Source organism: Streptomyces wuyuanensis (assembly GCF_900103455.1).
GTDB classification, from domain to species: domain Bacteria; phylum Actinomycetota; class Actinomycetes; order Streptomycetales; family Streptomycetaceae; genus Streptomyces; species Streptomyces wuyuanensis.
Genome location: NZ_FNHI01000001.1, coordinates 621,715 through 638,153, shown reverse-complemented (window position 1 = coordinate 638,153; position 16,439 = coordinate 621,715). Strand labels below are relative to the sequence as shown.

General features: G+C 73.0%; 13 protein-coding genes. 5 read left to right on the top strand and 8 right to left on the bottom strand.

Going from position 1 to position 16,439, the window contains the following annotated elements:
- Nucleotides 1-88 precede the first annotated feature (88 nt).
- Both BLT82_RS02680 and gmd read right to left on the bottom strand, forming a co-directional pair.
- Nucleotides 89-1,018 (bottom strand): glycosyltransferase family 2 protein, encoded by a 930-nt coding sequence (locus BLT82_RS02680; RefSeq protein WP_342029389.1) that lies wholly within the window; start codon nucleotides 1,016-1,018, stop codon nucleotides 89-91.
- 4 nt (nucleotides 1,019-1,022) lie between these two features.
- Nucleotides 1,023-2,063 (bottom strand): GDP-mannose 4,6-dehydratase, encoded by a 1,041-nt coding sequence (gene gmd / locus BLT82_RS02675; protein ID WP_093652119.1) that lies wholly within the window; start codon nucleotides 2,061-2,063, stop codon nucleotides 1,023-1,025.
- A 210-nt stretch (nucleotides 2,064-2,273) separates the two neighbouring features.
- On the opposite strand from gmd, the gene BLT82_RS02670 reads away from it, so the two are divergent.
- The 4 genes from BLT82_RS02670 (at nucleotide 2,274) to BLT82_RS02655 (ending at nucleotide 7,404) form a co-directional block, all read left to right on the top strand.
- Nucleotides 2,274-3,857, top strand: coding sequence for a tyrosine-protein kinase domain-containing protein (locus BLT82_RS02670; RefSeq protein WP_244291797.1), 1,584 nt, complete (start codon nucleotides 2,274-2,276; stop codon nucleotides 3,855-3,857).
- Nucleotides 3,854-4,846: a GDP-L-fucose synthase family protein gene (locus BLT82_RS02665; RefSeq protein ID WP_093652117.1), complete on the top strand. Its 993-nt coding sequence runs from the start codon at nucleotides 3,854-3,856 to the stop codon at nucleotides 4,844-4,846. The genes BLT82_RS02670 and BLT82_RS02665 overlap by 4 nt, the downstream gene beginning before the upstream one ends.
- Nucleotides 4,847-5,437: 591 nt before the next feature.
- Nucleotides 5,438-6,367: an LPXTG cell wall anchor domain-containing protein gene (locus BLT82_RS36200; RefSeq protein WP_107490224.1), complete on the top strand. Its 930-nt coding sequence runs from the start codon at nucleotides 5,438-5,440 to the stop codon at nucleotides 6,365-6,367.
- A gap of 188 nt (nucleotides 6,368-6,555) precedes the next feature.
- Entirely contained in the window at nucleotides 6,556-7,404 is an 849-nt protein-coding gene (locus BLT82_RS02655; RefSeq protein ID WP_208867649.1) for a glutaminyl-peptide cyclotransferase, read from the top strand.
- A gap of 70 nt (nucleotides 7,405-7,474) precedes the next feature.
- Here the strand turns inward: BLT82_RS02655 and BLT82_RS02650 are convergent, their stop codons facing one another.
- From BLT82_RS02650 to BLT82_RS02640, 3 genes are all read right to left on the bottom strand, one after another.
- Entirely contained in the window at nucleotides 7,475-8,449 is a 975-nt protein-coding gene (locus BLT82_RS02650) for a fibronectin type III domain-containing protein (protein WP_093652116.1), read from the bottom strand.
- 174 nt (nucleotides 8,450-8,623) lie between these two features.
- Complete coding sequence (locus BLT82_RS02645; protein ID WP_093652115.1) at nucleotides 8,624-8,944, bottom strand: Rdx family protein; 321 nt, start codon at nucleotides 8,942-8,944, stop codon at nucleotides 8,624-8,626.
- 9 nt (nucleotides 8,945-8,953) lie between these two features.
- Nucleotides 8,954-11,116, bottom strand: coding sequence for a hypothetical protein (locus BLT82_RS02640; RefSeq protein ID WP_093652114.1), 2,163 nt, complete (start codon nucleotides 11,114-11,116; stop codon nucleotides 8,954-8,956).
- A 169-nt stretch (nucleotides 11,117-11,285) separates the two neighbouring features.
- On the opposite strand from BLT82_RS02640, the gene BLT82_RS02635 reads away from it, so the two are divergent.
- Nucleotides 11,286-11,885, top strand: a complete 600-nt coding sequence (locus BLT82_RS02635) for a TIGR03086 family metal-binding protein (protein WP_093652113.1) — start codon at nucleotides 11,286-11,288, stop codon at nucleotides 11,883-11,885.
- A 222-nt stretch (nucleotides 11,886-12,107) separates the two neighbouring features.
- On the opposite strand, the gene BLT82_RS02630 is transcribed toward BLT82_RS02635, so the two are convergent.
- From BLT82_RS02630 to pucL, 3 genes are all read right to left on the bottom strand, one after another.
- On the bottom strand, nucleotides 12,108-13,568 hold the full coding sequence (locus BLT82_RS02630) for a nucleobase:cation symporter-2 family protein (protein ID WP_244291796.1): 1,461 nt from the start codon (nucleotides 13,566-13,568) through the stop codon (nucleotides 12,108-12,110).
- Nucleotides 13,569-13,831: 263 nt separating this feature from the next.
- The gene (locus tag BLT82_RS02625; protein WP_093652112.1) at nucleotides 13,832-15,223 is read right to left on the bottom strand and encodes an 8-oxoguanine deaminase; all 1,392 of its coding nucleotides are present in this window, start codon (nucleotides 15,221-15,223) and stop codon (nucleotides 13,832-13,834) included.
- A gap of 267 nt (nucleotides 15,224-15,490) precedes the next feature.
- Nucleotides 15,491-16,438, bottom strand: coding sequence for a factor-independent urate hydroxylase (gene pucL / locus BLT82_RS02620; RefSeq protein ID WP_093652111.1), 948 nt, complete (start codon nucleotides 16,436-16,438; stop codon nucleotides 15,491-15,493).
- Nucleotide 16,439: the final 1 nt, after the last annotated feature.

The following is a 16,439-nucleotide window of genomic DNA, read 5'->3' as shown; positions in this document are numbered from 1 at the left end:
GTTCTGGGGTGTGGGGATGCGCGGGCCGAACCGGTCCCCGCGGCCGGCGGCACGGTCGGTTCGCCCGTCCGGCCGCGGGACCGGTTGCTCAGGGATCCGCGCGGAGGGACGACTGCCTGTGCCGCGGCACGGCTCCCGGCCGGCGCACGCCGGCTCGCAGGACGGTCTTCACGTACGGGGAGCAGAAGACCAGCGGGGCCCAGGGGCCGAGATGACGGCGGCAGTACCGCCACCACGGCGCGGGCGGCTGCTCCCGCACCGAGGCCAGACGCCGCAGGGCCGTGCGCGCGTCGAGACCGGGTTCGGCCGAAGTGCCTTCCACCGCACCCGAGTTGTCGTCGCAGGTGCCCACGTGGCCCGGTGCGAGCAGCAGGGGGATGCCGGCCCGGCGGGCCCGGAGCCCGTAGTCGTGGTCCCCCATCCGGTGGGGGAAGGCCGGGTCGAGGTCGCCCAGCACCCGCCGGGCGGGGGCCGTGACCAGCACCGCGTTGCCGTTGCAGGTGTCGCACGGCGTGGCGTCCCGGGCGTCCGGCTCGACCCGTTCCAGTACCGGGGGCCGCAGCCGGGACCTGACGAGTCGGTAGCCGCTGTAGGTGGTGCGGGTTCCGTCGCCGGAGCGCATGGCGCCGACGGCGACGGCCGGGCGGTCCAGGGGCGCGGCTGCGCGCAGCAGTGCGGCGAGCGCGCCCGGGTCGAGGACCACGTCGTCGTTGAGCCACAGCACATGGGCGGCGGGATCGGCCCGGGTGGCGGCGATCCCGGTGCCGGTGCCCCAGTGCACGTCCGCGCCCACCGTCACCACGTCGGTGCCGGGGAAGGCGGCCCGCACCTCGTCGGCCGTGCCGTCGGCACTGCCGGCGTCGACGAGGTGGACGGTGCAGCGGGTTCCGGCCGGGAGGCCGGTCTGGGCGTGCACCGAGGAGATGGCCGCGAGCGTCCGGTCCCGGCGGTTGTGACAGGTCATCAGGACGGCGACGCCGCGCGGAGCTCCCGCGGGCGGAATCCGGTCGGCGAGCACCGGGTCACCGCGCGGCAGGGGCGGGGACGGCGGTCGGCGCGGCCTGGTCTCCCGGCGCGAGGCCGTTCCGGAGGACGTTGAGCTCCGCGTCGACCATCAGGCGGGCCAGTTCGGGTGCGCGGACGGTCGCTCGCCATCCGAGCTGCGACTCCGCCTTGGAGGCGTCGCCGATCAGGTGGTCGACCTCGGTCGGGCGCAGATAGCGCTCGTCGAAGCGCACGTGGTCGCGCCAGTCGAGCCCGACGTGGGCGAAGCACTGGTCGACGAACTCGCGCACGCTGTGGCTGGCTCCCGTGGCGATCACGTAGTCGTCCGGCCGGTCCTGCTGCAGCATCAGCCACATCGCCTCGACGTACTCGGCGGCGTAGCCCCAGTCGCGTCGGGCGTCGAGGTTGCCGAGGTGGACCACGTCCTGCAGTCCGGCCTTGATCCGGGCGGCGGCCACGGCCACCTTCCGCGTCACGAACGTGGGGCCGCGGCGCGGGGACTCGTGGTTGAACAGGATGCCGTTGACGGCGTGGATCCCGTACGCCTCGCGGTAGTTGCGGGTGACCCAGTACGCGTACACCTTCGCCGCCCCGTAGGGCGAGCGGGGATGGAAGGGGGTGGCCTCGTCCTGGGGCGGCGGGGCGGCGCCGAACATCTCCGAGCTGGACGCCTGGTAGAAGCGGCAGGGCAGGCCCGTCCTCCGGATGCCCTCCAGCAGCCGGGTGGTGCCCAGGCCCGTGGTGTCCCCGGTGAACTCGGGTTCGTCGAACGACACCCGCACATGGGACTGGGCGGCCAGGTGGTAGACCTCGTCCGGCTGCACCTGCTCCAGCAGGCCCGTCATCCGGGTCCCGTCGGTGAGGTCGCCGTAGTGCAGGAAGAGGCGCGCTTCCGGGTCGTGGGGGTCGCGGTAGAGGTGCTCGATGCGCTCGGTGTTGAAGGTGGAGGCGCGGCGGACGATGCCGTGCACCCGGTACCCCTTCTCCAGCAGCAGTTCGGCGAGGTAGGAGCCGTCCTGGCCCGTGATGCCGGTGATGAGTGCCGTTTTGGCGGTCACACGCGCTCCTTGGCTGATGTGGTTTCAAGAGGCGTCGGAAGGCTCCATTGCAGGTGGGCGCCCCGGCACCTCACCAGTGTAGGGAACAATTACTGCATTTCTTATGCAATGTGGCGTTATGTCGCCTTTCGCCCCTTTCGCCGTAAGGTGGGGCACCGCCCCACCCATCACCACCCACCCCTTCACCGGATCCGATCGGGGACGGTCACCTTGGACCTTCGCGACTACCTACGAGTCCTCTCTCGCCGCTGGCGCGCCATCACCGTGCTGACGCTGCTCGGCACGGCGGCCGGTGTACTCCTCACCTACACGGCCGTCCCCGAGTACCGGGCCACCGCCAAGCTCTTCGTCTCGCTGCAGGGCAGCACCGACGAGGACACCGCACAGCTCGCCCAGGGCAATCTCTTCACCCAGGCCCGTGTGCGGTCGTACGCCGAGGTGGCGACGAGCCCGCTGGTGACCGGGCACGTCGTGAAGCAGCTGAAGCTGAAGATGTCGCCGGCCGCGCTGAGCGGCAAGATCAGCGCGGCCGCCCAGCCCGACACCGTGCTGCTCCAGCTCACCGTCACCGATACCCGGGCGGCCCGGGCCGCACAGATCAGCAACGCCGTCGCCGAACGGTTCACCGAGGTGATCCGCGGTCTCGAGCGCCCGGTCGACGCCGAGTCGTCGCCGGTGCGGCTCAGCGTCACCGAGCCGGCTTCCGTGCCCACCGCGCCCTTCTCGCCGCGGCCTGCCGTGAACGTCGCACTCGGACTCCTGGCCGGTCTGATCCTCGGGGCCGGTTTCGCCCTGGCGAGGGAGACGCTCGACTCGTCGGTACGCACGTCCAAGGCGCTCACCGACGCGCTGGCGGGCTTCGGCGGACCGCCCGTTCTCGGCAGCATCGTGCACGACCCCCAGGCGACCAGCCGGCCGCTGGCGCTCCGGGACGACATGCACGGCCTGCGCGCCGAAGGCTTCCGGCGGCTGCGCACCTGCCTGCAGTTCGTGGACGTGGACCGGCCGCCGAAGGTGATCGCGGTGACCAGCCCGCTGTCCGGCGAGGGAAAGACCAGTGTCGCGGTCAACCTCGCCGCCACCCTGGCCGAGACCGGTGCCTCGGTGTGCCTGGTCGACACCGACCTGCGCCGTCCTTCCACCGCCCGCGCCCTGGGTCTGATCAGGGACGCCGGGCTCACCACCGCGCTGATCGGCCGGGCCGAGGTGCAGCAACTGCTGCAGTCCGCCGGGTCCTTCTCCGTACTGACCAGCGGCGCGGTGCCGCCGAACCCCACCGAGCTGCTGGGCAGCGCCCAGCTGAAGGCCGTACTGCGCAGCCTCGCCGAGAAGTTCGACCACGTCGTGGTGGACACCGCACCGGTCCTCCCCGTCGCCGACGCCTCCGTGATCGCCTCCGAGGTGGACGGCTACCTCCTGGTCGTACGAGCCTCCCGCACCAGCCGCGACCAGATCGCCGAGGCCCTGCGCGCCCTGCGGCACGTGGGTGCCTCCGTGGTCGGCACGGTCCTGAACATGGCGTCGCCGAAGGAGGACCGCGGCGCCCACGGGTACGCCTACGAGTACCGGCCGCAGTGCCACACAGCGGGCCGGTTCGCCCGCCTGGCCAGGATCCTCCGCCTCCCGCGCCTGGCGCGGATCGCGCGGGCGCTGCGGCGCAAGCCGTCCGCCGGCACCGCACCGGCGCTGCCGACTCCGGGCGGCGGACCGGACGCCCGGCTCACCGCTCCGGTGGCGGCGCTCGCCGACGAACCGCCGCGCCCGGTGGCCGTCGAAGGGAGTGTCCAGTCATGACCGCCGTGGTGACGGAGCCGTACGGGGTCGCCGACCGCCCCCTGGACCGCTCGGCCCGGGTGCTCGTGGCCGGAAGCCGTGGACTGGTCGGTTCGGCCGTCTGGCGGCATCTGGCGCGGGAGGGCTTCACCGACCTGGTGGGGCCCGGGTCCGCGGAACTGGATCTGCGCGAGCGCCGCCAGGTCTTCGACTGGTTCGCCGCCGCCCGTCCGGACGTGGTGGTCCTGGCCGCCGCACGCGTGGGCGGGATCAAGGCCAACGCCACCCGGCCCGCCGCGTTCATCTCCGACAACCTGCGGATCCAGGTCAATGTGCTGGACGCCGCGCAGGCGCACGGGGTCGAGCGGCTGCTGTTCCTGGGATCCAGCTGCATCTACCCCAAGTTCGCCGACCAGCCCATCCGGGAGGAAGCCCTCCTCACCGGCCCGCTGGAGCCGACCAACGACGCCTACGCCATCGCCAAGATCGCCGGGATCCAGCAGGTCCAGGCGGTGCGGCGCCAGCACGGACTGCCGTGGATCTGCGCGATGCCGACCAACCTGTACGGCCCCGGTGACAACTTCCACCCCGAGCACTCCCATGTGCTGCCGTCGCTGATCCGGCGCTTCCACGAGGCCCGCAAGGAGGGAGCACCGCGGGTCGTGAACTGGGGCTCCGGGGCGCCGCGCCGGGAGTTCCTGCACGTGGACGACCTGGCCCGGGCCTGCCTCCACCTGCTGGAGCGCTACGACGCGGACGGCCCGGTCAACGTCGGCACCGGCACGGACCTGACGATCCGGGACGCCGCCGAGCTGGTGGCGGATGTCGTCGGCTACCGGGGGTCCGTCGAGTGGGACCCGGGGCAGCCGGACGGGACCCCCCGCAAGCTCCTGGACATCTCCCGGATCACCGCGCTGGGCTGGGAACCGCGGATCGGCCTGCGCGAAGGCCTCGCCCACACGTACGCCTGGTACATGGACCACCTCGACTCCGGCGCGCTGCGGCGCTGACCTTCCGCGAGGTCCGGTCCCGCCGGCTCGGGCGGGACCGGCCCCGCGGACCCGCGTTCGCTGACCCGCGTTCACAGCCCCGCGCTCACGCGCCCGGTGCGAAGGCCCCGCTCACGGACCCGCGGTCCGGCCCGTCGTGCCGACCGGTCAGGGCCATCCGAGTGCTGCTCGTACACCGTCCTGCCGAACACCGTGGTGCGCCTGTTTCGGATGGGCCGGTTCATGTCTACGGATCGAAGCGCTTGATCTTCTCGAACGGTCTGACGGAATACGAGCACGAGTGTCGGTGGAGGCGGTGCGGAGGGCACGCCAGTGTCTGCTCTTGACATACCTACGTGAACGAACGACGGCGAACCGAAGGCGCCTGACCCGGGACCCGCACACGGGCCCGGTCCGGTGCCCACGAGCCCCCGGTGGTCGGGCACAGCGCGCTCGCCCGCCTCGTGGTCGCCCTCCGGCTGCCGCCGCAGTGACCACGCCCCGCCGCGGGTGCGGCGAACAAACCCGTCATGCAAAGCGGTTCGAACTTCTCTTTCGAAAAGCAACAACGATCACCACTCGTCAAGCGTCCTCCCTAAGGAGTCCGAAACCATGCCCAGACGCTCCGTACGGCGACTCGTCGTGGCCGCCGCTGCCGCAAGCCTCGTTGCCGCAGCTCCGTTGATCGCCGCCCAGCCGGCATTCGCCCAGTACCCGCCCGCCCCCAATCTGACCGTCGAAGACGGGGACCTGGTCCTGGAGCCCGGCCAGGTGGTCGACTTCCTCGGACGGGGTTTCCAGCCGCTCGAGCAGACCACCGGTCGTCTCGTGCCGGTCGGCGGAGGTGGCGGTGGCGCCGGCGGACCGGGTGGCGCGGCGGCACTCGGCCGGTCCGCGGCGGTCCCGCAGACCTTCACGGCTGCCGACCCCAAGCCCAAGCCCTCTCCCTCTCCCAGCCCGAGCAACACCATGTTGAACGGTGACGGCGACGGCGACGGTGACGGCGACGGCGACCGTCCCGTCGTGCCGCTCGGAACGTGGACCGCCGACGCGAACGGGGTCGTGGACTCGACGGCCACGATCCCCGAGAGCACCAGGGAGGGCACGTACTACTTCCAGCTCGCCGGCGAGGAGTCTGAGCTCGTCCTCACCGTTCGGGTGACCGTGGACGGCGACGGCGACGGCGATGGCGACGACGACGGGGACGGGGACGGCGGTCACGGGCGCCCCGGTGACGGCCACGGCGACCACGGGCGCCCCGGCGGCGGTGACGACGACCACGGCCACAACGGGAGCGACGACCACGACGGTCGCGACCACGACGACCACGACGACCACGACTCCGATGACCACGACGACGACGGGGACGGCGGAAAGTCCGACCACGACGACTCCTCGGACGACGACAAGGACTCGCTCGCCGACACCGGATCGTCCGACGGCACGGCGGCCCTGCTGACCGCGACCGGCGGTCTGCTGCTGCTCGGCGGCGGCGCGCTGGTGATCGCGAAGCGCCGGCGCAACGCCTCTCAGCGAGGCTGAGCGGGCCGACCGCTTCGTACAGAGGCACGACGAGCTCCCGGACGGCGCCACGCCGTCCGGGAGCTCGCCCCTGTCCGGGCGACGACGGCCCCGGGCCTCGGCAGCGACTGCTGCATGGGGGCGAATCCCCCGGTGAGCCGGAGAAGGGGCGGCCGCCCGGACCGGGGCGCCGTGCGAGTGTGCGGGGCATGCGCGTCGCGTTCGTGGCCCCCGTGGTCGTCCTGGTCCTCGCCGCGGGAGCCGTGGCGTCCTGCGAGGCGGGCGGTGCCGGTGGCGGGGCGCCGGGGGTGAACGGCCGGTCGGCGCCGGTCGAGCGTCTGCGGGTGGAGGTCGTCGAGACCCTGCCGCACGACCCGGGCGCCTTCACCCAGGGCCTGGAGATGGCCGGCGGGACGCTCTACGAGAGCACGGGCGTCACCGGCCGGTCGGCGATCGCATGGGGCCGGCCGGGAGCCCCGCCCTCTCGGCGCGCGAAGCTGCCGGCGCCCCTGTTCGGCGAGGGGATCGCCGTCATGGGGCCGACGCTGTGGCAGCTCACCTGGCGCGACGGGGTCGCGATCGAACGCGACGCGAGGACCCTGGCCGAGCTGCGCCGGGTCCCGTACGACGGTGAGGGCTGGGGTCTGTGCCACCAGCCGCGCCGTGAGCGCCTGGTGACGAGCGACGGCTCCTCCCGGCTCGTCTTCCGGGACCCCGGGACCCTCGGGAGGAAGGGCTCGGTCGTCGTCACCCTCGACGGGCGGCCGGTGGAGCGGCTCAACGAACTCGAGTGCGTCGGCGACCTCGTGTACGCCAACGTCTGGCCCACCGACCGGATCGTACGGATCGACTCCGCAACCGGCCGTGTGACGGGGGAGATCGCCGCGGCCGGCCTGATCGGCGCGACCGAGCGGCGGCGCGCGGACGTCCTCAACGGGATCGCGGCCGTCCCGGGCACCGACCAGTTCCTGCTGACCGGCAAGTGGTGGCCAAAGATGTTCCGGGTGCGGTTCGTGCCCGCCCCGCTCACCACCGGCCCGTCGCGCCAGGCACCCTGAGGCGTACGGCACGGCGCCGGCGCGGCACGGGCCGGTCCGGGAGTGACGGGGCCCGTATCCGTACGGTCGGTCAGTCGCCCACAACCACCGTCCGCTGCGCCGAGAAGTCGCCCCAGTTCCCGTCCGGCAGCCTGGCGCGCAGCTTCAGCGAGTGTCGGGTGCCGGGCGGGTCGGTCAGGGTGAGGGTGTACTTCGCGGGACCGGGCGGGGGTTCGGCGCCCCAGACGATCGTGGTGGCGAGTCTGCCGTCGAGGAAGAGCTGGTGCTCCCTGACCGGGGCGCCGGTCGGCGGCGGGGCCCAGGTCAGCTCGACCGTGTGGGCCGAGGGGCCGGTGCGCCGGATGACGGCGGTGAGCCCGGTGGGGGCCGTGTTGGGGCCGGCGCCCGGGGCCCTGGCGGTCGTCAGGTCGAGCGGGGCGCTGTCCGGCGAGGAGTTGTCCGCCGCGTCGCGGGCGCGGACGGTGAACGTGTAGACCGTGCCGGGCCGCAGTCCGGTGACCCGGGCCGAGGTGGCGGTACCGGGCACGCTGTGGATGCGGGAGTCCGCCTGGTAGACGTCGTACGCCGTCACTCCGCGGTCGTCGGTCGAGGCGCCCCAGGACAGGGTGACCGCACGGCTCCCCTCGGCGCGGCCCGTCGGAGCCCCCGGGCGGCCGGGCGGGCGCCGGTCCTCGGCGGCGGGGGCGAGCGTTCTGACGGGGACCGGCGCGCTGTGGGCCGAGGCGTTCCCGGCGGTGTCGAGGGCGCGGACCGTGAACGTGTACGACGTGGCCGGAGCGAGGCCGTCGATGTCGGTCATGTGCGTGGCCGCCGGCAGGGACTTCACCTTCCGGCCGGCGCGGAAGACCTCGTAGCCGCCCACGCGGCTGTCGTCCGTGGAGTGCTCCCACATGACGTGCACGGACGTGGCGCTGCTCGCCTGGACGGTGATGCCGCGCGGCACGGAGGGGCTGCGGGTGTCCGCCGCCCCGGCGCCGCCGCCGCACGCGGTGAGCAGCAGCGCCGTCGCACACGTCAACACGGGGAAGAAGAGGGGGCGTTGCACCGGACTGCCTCCGTCCGCCGGGCATTGGTCCAGACCTGTATCGCACAGTCCGGCCGCACCGGCAAGAGGGCGGAGGGGAGGCACGGGGGCGAGGGCGCGGGACCCGGCGGAGGAAGTGGACGAGGGGAAGGGATTCGCCCCGGCCGGCGCGTGCGGAAGGGCCCCCGCCGGTGGCTACCGCTCGCTGTGGCCCAGCGTCCTCCCGGGCGCGACCCGGTCCCTGACGGCGCGCTTCACCGCGGTCGGCTCGGGAAAGCCCTGTTCCCGGCGGTCCCAGACGACCTCGTCGTCGACCCGTACGACGAACACTCCCCCGATGCCCGGCTTCAGGCCCACCTCGGCGAGCTCGGAACGGTCGAAGGTGCCGAGCAGTTCCTGGGCGAGCCATGCCGCGCGGGGCAGCCAGCGGCACTGCGTGCAGTACTCGATCTGCACCCGGTGGCCGGCCGGTTCACCCTCAGTCCCCGGCACCGGCGTGTCATCTGCGGCGGTCACCCAGCGCCCTCACCTTCCCGTGCCGCGGCGGCGTGCCGCGGACCGTTTCACCGCGGCCTTCGCCGACTTCGCGGCGTGCGCCGCCAAGTCTGCCACCCTGCCGTCCGGATGGCGTCCGCGCAGGTCCTCCAGGACGCGGACCGCGCTCGCCGGGTCGACGTCCGTCAGCGCCGGCAGCAGGGCGCCGGCGCCGCCCGGCCAGCCGGCGGCGGCCTCGTCGAAGGCATCGATCAGTGCGGTGGGGGCCGGCTCGGGCGCGCGGTCCTCGTCGGCGGCGGCCACGAACGTCCGCATGTCCGCCGCCCAGCAGGCGTCCAGGTCCTCGAGCAGCAGTGTGGCCCGGGCGGAGAGGGGCACGAGTCCCTCGTCGGCCGGTTCGCCCCGAGCGTGGAGGAGCCGGTGGGCGTGGGCGCCGGTGACGGGGTCCGTGAGCGCGGACCGGAGTGGGCCGTCGGGGACGTGCCCGCGGTCCAGGCGGTCGAAGAGGGCCGTCGTCAGCGTGCGGTAGAAGTCGGCGGACTTGGCCGCTGAGACGGCGTCCAGCAGCTCGCTCCACACCTCGTCGGTCGCGCCCCTGGCCGTCGTCCACGCCGTGAGGGCGCCGGCGGCGACGGCCGGCGGCCAGTACTGGACGGCCGCGACGGTCCGTGCCGCGTCCCAAGAGGCGATCTCGTGCTCGTCGGGAGCGGCGACATGGCCCACGGCGAGGACATGGCGCACGACGGCGTTGCCGAGCGGGGTGAGTCCGTACGCATCGCCGGTGCGGAAGACACAGCCGGTACGGGCCAGCTCGTCGACCACCGCGGCCAGCTCGCGGGCCCGGCCGTCGACCACCGCGCGGTCGTCCTCGGTGAGGCCGGGGAGCCCGAGCAGGCCGGACAGTTCGGCGAGCGCCGGTGTCTCGTACCCGGGCGGAGCCGAGGCCGGCACGGGCGCCGGGGCGTCCTCCAGGTCGGGCGGGACGGTCAGGTCGGTGTGGCCGGACGCCTTGCGGGCCACGGACTCGGGGGTGCCGCCGCGCGCGTACAGGCCGTAGAGGACGTGTGCCGCGTCGAGGGCGTACTCCTCGTCGGCGTCACTCGCCGGGTCGGCTCCGGAGGCGATGCGCTCCACGACGGCTGCCAGGACGTCGGCGCCGAGCTCGACGAGTTCCTGCGGGGTGCCGTCGGTCCAGACGTCACGGGCGGGGCCGGGGAAACCGCACTGCTCCGCGAGGTCGCGGAGGTCCTCGCTCCCGGCCGCGAGTGCCGACGGCAGCGGGGCCGCGTGCAACAGCGACCGGATCTCACCCGGGCCGGGCAGCGAGGCGGGCGGGGGCAACGGCGCGGCGGAGTCGCCGTACTGGTCGAGGTGTTCGTCGAGGAACCGGTCCGCGAGGACGACGTGCGGGAGCGCCTCGGGCCCCGGAGCCAGGCCCTCGTACGGGCCGGAGAGCGCTTCGGCCAGGCCCGCCGCCGTCCAGCGGTCGGTCAGGGCCGCCGCCAGCGCCTCCAGTTCGGAGGTGAGCGCCTCCTCGGGCCGGTCGGCCTCCAGGGCGGGCGTCGCGGGCAGCAGCGGTCCCGCCGTCGTGGGGCCTTCGACGTCGTGGGCGAAGGCGGCCAGCAGCGCGTCGGCGAGCCGGACGCGGGCAGCGAAGGTGGCTGCGGTCACGTCCGAGCGGTGCAGGGGCTCGGGAAGCCGGGGCCGTTCCGCGCGGGGCGCGGCGTCGAGCGCGGCGAGCCAGCCGCGTACCGCGTCGGCATCGTCCGCCCGGACGCCTTGCGCCCGCAGCAGCGACGCGTACCAGCGGGGCCAGGTCAGATTGCGGGGGTCGCCGAGGGCGCGTACGAACACGGGGACGACGTCGTCCAGCGCGGCGAGGACGCGCGCGTGCCGCTTGGCGTTCAGCCGGCCCGCGTCGCGGACGCGGTCCGCGAGCGCGGTGAGCACGGACGGCACGGCGGCGGCTTCGTCCGGGCTCGCCCACAGCAGCAGGGGCAGGTCCTCGGCGAGCACCCTGCGCACCAGGTCGGGCGTCGGTTCGGGTACGCCGGCACGGCGGTCCGCGCCGTGCAGCGCCAGCAGGGTCAGCACCGCGTCCGCGGGGCGGGGCGGCAGGGCGGTCTTCCGCTCCGTCTCCGCCCAGGCGAGGAATGCGTCGAGGCCGGTGTTCAGGGCAGTGGTACGGGTCACTTTGGGAGCGTATGGGCGTGCACCGGGGCAGAGGTGCCTGCCCGTGCGGAGGATGGCCCGATCGGGCGAGGGGCGGCCGCCGTCCCGCGGGACCAGGCGGCCGTACGGAGCTGCCACCGTGCGGCCCCCCCGCCGATGAGTTCCGGCCCGCCGGAAGGTCTGCCCATGCATGGAGACCGACAGTGCGAACGGTACGGACTGCGCGAAGGCGCCGGACCTGGGCCCGGTGGCCGCTGCCATGGCACGTCTGGCCGCGGGGGTGACGGACGCCGGCCTCGGCGAGCCCACGCCGTGTCCGAAGTACGCGGTACGGGAGCTCCTCGCCCATGTCCTCGGTCTGTCCGCGGCCTTCCGGGACGCCGCGCGCAAGGACTTCGGGCCGTCGACGGCCGTCGACCCGGGCACCGTGGAGTGGGTCCTGCCGGACGACTGGCGCTCGGAGCTGCCGAGGCTGCTGGACGAACTGGTGGCCGCGTGGGACGGCGACACCCGGGCGGGCGGGTTCCCCTTCCCCGCGGCGGCCGCGGGGAAGGTCGCCCTGAACGAACTCCTCGTCCACGGCTGGGACCTGGCGCGTGCCACGGGCCAGGACTACGCCCCGGCCGAGGCGGACCTGCGGGTGTCGTACGGCCTGATGGCCCCGGCCGCGGACGGCGGGGGCCGCGACGGCATGTTCGGCCCGGTGGTCCCGGTGCCGGCCGGCGCCCCGCTGCTCGACCGGGTCGTCGGCCTCAGCGGCCGCCGGCCGGACTGGCGGCCCGGCGACTGAGGCTTGGCTGCGGGGCAGGGGCCCGTGCGCCGGGTCCCGGGTCCCGGGTCCCGGGGACCGACCGGCCGCAGACCGCCCCCTCAGGGGCTTCGGGGTCGTCGGACCGCGGACCGTCGGGCCGTTCCCGAACCCGTCCCTGACCCGCACCGCACCGCACCGCACCGCCACGGTGACGGCGACGGCCGTTCGATCGCCGTCGCCGTACGGGAGGCGGGATGCGCCTCAGTGCACCGGGACCGGATCCGGCTCCCGCTCCGCCCCGGCCGGGGTCGCTTCGTCGGCCCTGGCCTTGGTGCCGAGGTGGTTGAAGGCCAGATTGAGCACGATCGCGACCACGCAGCCGGTCGAGATGCCGGAGTCGAGCACCACCAGCAGGTCCTTCGGGAAGGCGTGGTAGAACTCCGGCGCCGCGATCGGGATGAGCCCGATGCCCACGGAGGCCGCCACGATCAACGCGTTCTCGCCCTTCTCCAGGGCCGCCGCGGCCAGCGTCTGGATGCCGCTGGCGGCGACCGAGCCGAAGAGGACGATGCCCGCGCCGCCGAGGACCGGCAGCGGGACCAGGGCGATGACAGAGGCCGCGACGGGACACAGGCCCAGCAGGATCAGGATGCCCCCGCCGGCGGCCACGACGTAGCGGCTGCGGACCTTCGTCATGGCGACCAGGCCGATGTTCTGCGCGAAGGCGCTGCACATGAAGCCGTTGAAGAGAGGGCTGATCGCGCTGCCGAGGGTGTCGGCGCGCAGTCCGCCCTCGATGGTCCGCTCGTCGGCCGGCCGGTCCACGATCCTGCCCAGGGCGAGCATGTCGGCGGTGGACTCGGTCATGCAGACGAGCATCACGATGCACATGGAGACGATCGCGGCGATCTCGAACTGCGGGGCGCCGAAGTGGAACGGCGTGGGGAAGCCGAACGCGTCCGCACCGCGCAGCGCGTCCAGGCCGGTCATACCGAGCGGGACGGCGACGAGCGTGCCGGCGACGAGGCCGAGGAGGATGGCGATCTGCTGCAGGAACCCGCGCAGCAGTTTGCGCAGCGCGAGCACGATCACGAAGGTGATCGCGGCCATGCCGATGTTCTCCGTCGACCCGTAACCGGGTGCCGCGGAGTTGCCCCCCTGGGCCCAGTTGAAGGCGACGGGCAGCAGGGAGACGCCGATGAGGGTGATGACCGTGCCGGTGACGACGGGCGGGAAGAACCGTACGAGCTTCGAGAAGTACGGCGTGAGGACGAAGCCCAGCACACTGGCGACGATGATCGCGCCGAAGATCACGGCGATGCCGTCGTGGCCGCGGTCCCTGCCGATGGCGATCATCGGGGTGACACCGGCGAACGAGACGCCGTTGACGAAGGGGAGCCGGGCGCCGACCTTCCAGAAGCCAAGCGTCTGGAGCAGGGTGGCGATGCCCGCGGTGAACAGGCTCGCGCCCATGAGGAACGCGGTGTCCCGGGCGCCGAGGCCGACGGCGGGCCCCACGATCATGGGCGGGGCGACGACACCCGCGTACATGGCGGCCACGTGCTGGAGGCCGCTGGTGAACATCCTGAAGGGCGGAAGCGTCTCGTCCACCGGGTGCTTGCGTTCTGCGCCGCCCGGACCTTCCCGGTCGTCGGGGGAAGGGTGCTGCCGGTCGTCGGGCGCGGCATCCGCGTCTTTGCGGGACCTTGGCTTGGCTGCCACGGCATTCCTCCGGTCGGTTGACACGTCGGCTCCGACGTGGGTGTCAGGGAGGTGAGAAGTGGTGCGTGATGCAGGTGTTGTGCGTGGTGCTGAGGTGTGCGCCCGTGTGCGGTGCCGTGGGGTGGCGGCACGGAGGAGTTCACCGTCCCGGGAGGTGTGTGCCGTGTCGGCGCACACCTCCCGGCGACGGCTGCCGCGGACCCAGCTCGGGTCCGCGGCCGGCCGGCCGAGGGCCGTCCCCCTCGACCGGACTACCGGGGGTGTCAGGCCTGCGCGGCGATTCGCGCGAGGCGCTGCGCCTCGTCCCGCGTCGAGCGGGCGATGGCGTCCTCGTCGGCCTTGAGCAGCCGGCCGTTCTCGACGACCGGTTCGCCGCCGACGAGGGAGAGAGTGACCGGGGCCGCCGCACCCAGGACGAGGGCGGTCACCGGGTCCGCGATGGAGGCGTGGGCGAGCGTGTCCAGCTTCCAGAGGACCAGGTCGGCGAGCTTGCCCGGCTCCAGGGACCCGATCTGCGCGGCGCGGCCGAGCACCTGGGCGCCGCCGTACGTGCCCAGACGCAGCGCCTGACGCGCATTCAGCGCGGCTTCGCGGTGCACCGGGTTGAGGCGGTTGATGAGCAGCGCGTTGCGCAGTTCGGTGTGGAGTTCGCCGGACTCGTTGGACGCGGTGCCGTCGACTCCGAGGCCGACGGGGACGCCGGCCTTCAGCATGTCGGGGACCCGCGCGATACCGGCGGCGAGGCGGGCGTTGGACGAGGGGCAGTGGGCGACTCCGGTCTTCGTCCGGGCGAACGCCTCGATGTCGGAGTCGTTCATGTGGACGCAGTGCGCCATCCACACGTCCTCGCCGAGCCAGCCGGTGGACTCGAAGTACCGGGTGGGGCCCATGCCGAAGAGCTCGTGGCAGAACTGCTCCTCCTCCACGGTCTCGCTGCCGTGGGTGTGGAGGCGTACGCCCTTGCGGCGGGCCAGTTCGGCGCCCTGCCTGAGCAGTTCGGTGGAGACCGAGAACGGGGAGCAGGGGGCGACGGCGATCTGCGTCATCGCGTCGAAGGACGCGTCGTGGTGTTTGTCGATGGTCTCCTCGGTGGCGGCCAGCGCGCCTTCGAGGGTCTCGACGGCGAAGTCCGGCGGCAGTCCGCCGTCCTTCTCGCTGCGGTCCATGGAGCCCCGGGCCAGGGTGAAGCGGACACCCATCTCGGACGCGGCCCGGATGATGGCACCGGACAGGTCGCCGGAGCCCTTCGGGAAGACGTAGTGGTGGTCCATCGCGGTGGTGACACCGCCGCGCGCCATCATCGCGAGGGAGCCCTGTGCGGCGGAGTGCACCATCTGCTCGTCGATGCGCGCCCACGTCGGGTAGAGCGCGACCAGCCAGTCGAACAGGTTGTGGTCGGTGGCGAGGCCGCGGGTGATCCACTGGTAGAAGTGGTGGTGCGTGTTGACCAGGCCGGGGGTGGCGAGGTGGCCGGTGCCGTCGACGCGGCGGACCACGTTCTCCAGGTCCTCGGGGGCGCTGCCCGGTCCGATCGACTCGATGCGGTTGCCGGCGACGACGATGTGGCCGGAGGCGTACTCGGTGTCGTCGGCGTCCACGGTCGCGATCGAACAGTTCTCGATGACGATGCGCGGGGCTGCTGCCGATGCTGCCATTGCGGTGCGTCCTTTGGCTTTCAGTGGCGGTACGGGCACGGCAGGACCCTGGAGGATTTGAGTGCCACGGCCCGTGGGCCGTGGGTGCCGAAAGGTGGGAAGGACCGGGTGGGCGGGACCGCCGCGGGCGTCTCCGCCCCACGTGCACGTGTCAAGGAAACCACCTGTTCCCTCGTCTCCGGTACGGCCCCGTCCGATCGGGCGGACGGGGCCGCGGCCGGTCCTGTCCGACGGGCCACTCCCCGGCCGCCGCGGCCGGGGCGGCCGTCAGAGGTTGGTCAGGTCGACCGGGATCCGCGCCTCGGCGCCGTCCCGCAGGATCGTCGCCTCGATGAGGCCGTAGGGCCGGTCGGCGGCGAAGTACACCTCGTTGTCGTTCTTGAGTCCGAAGGGCTCCAGGTCGACAAGGAAGTGGTGCTTGTTCGGCAGGGAGAAGCGGACCTCGTCGATCTCCGCACGGTTGTTGATGATGCGCGCGCCCATCTGGTACAGCGTCTGCTGCAGCGAGAGGGAGTACGTCTCGGCGAAGGCCTGGAGCATGTGCTTCTTCACCTGCCCGTAGGACTTCTCCCAGTTGGGTGCCTTCTGCTCGTCGTCGGTCCAGTTGAACCGCCAGCGGCCGGAGACCTCCGTGGCCAGGATGCGGTCGTACGCCTCCTGGAGCGTCGTGTACTTGTCCTTGACGTAGCCCCAGAACTCGGAGTTCGTCGAGTTCATCACGACCAGGTCCTTCAGGCCGGAGACGACCTCCCACGACTCCCCGTCGTAGGTGATCTGGGTGAGGCGGGTCTCCTGGCCCTTGCGGACGAAGGAGTGCCTGACCTCGTCGGCGCCGATGAACCTGGAGTTGGCGTCGGAGGTCGCGATGCGCTCCCAGGCGTACTCCTCGATGCGGATGCGCGCGCGGTGGATCGGCTCCTGCGAGGTCACGAAGTGGCGGGCGAGGTGGATGCCGAACTGCTCGGCGGACTCGATGCCGTGCTCCTTGGCGAACGCGTACACCGTGTTCTTGGTGGTGTCGGTCGGGAGGACGTTGGCGTTCGACCCGGAGTAGTGCACGTCCTCCATGTCGCCGGAGAGCGCGACCGAGACGTTCAGGTCCTTGATGTGGTGGGTGTCGCCGTCCCGCGTGATCTTCACGACGCGGTTCTCCGCCTTGCCGTACTGGTTCTGTCCCAGGAGTACGGGGCGGCCGGGTCGGGATGTGGCTGTCATT

Coding starts and splice junctions, on each gene's coding strand:
- BLT82_RS02665 (WP_093652117.1), top strand. CDS start 3,854: ATGACCGCCGTGGTGACGGAGCCGTACGGGGTCGCCGACCGCCCCCTG.
- BLT82_RS36200 (WP_107490224.1), top strand. CDS start 5,438: ATGCCCAGACGCTCCGTACGGCGACTCGTCGTGGCCGCCGCTGCCGCA.
- BLT82_RS02655 (WP_208867649.1), top strand. CDS start 6,556: ATGCGCGTCGCGTTCGTGGCCCCCGTGGTCGTCCTGGTCCTCGCCGCG.
- BLT82_RS02635 (WP_093652113.1), top strand. CDS start 11,286: ATGGAGACCGACAGTGCGAACGGTACGGACTGCGCGAAGGCGCCGGAC.
- BLT82_RS02625 (WP_093652112.1), bottom strand. CDS start 15,223: ATGGCAGCATCGGCAGCAGCCCCGCGCATCGTCATCGAGAACTGTTCG.
- pucL (WP_093652111.1), bottom strand. CDS start 16,438: ATGACAGCCACATCCCGACCCGGCCGCCCCGTACTCCTGGGACAGAAC.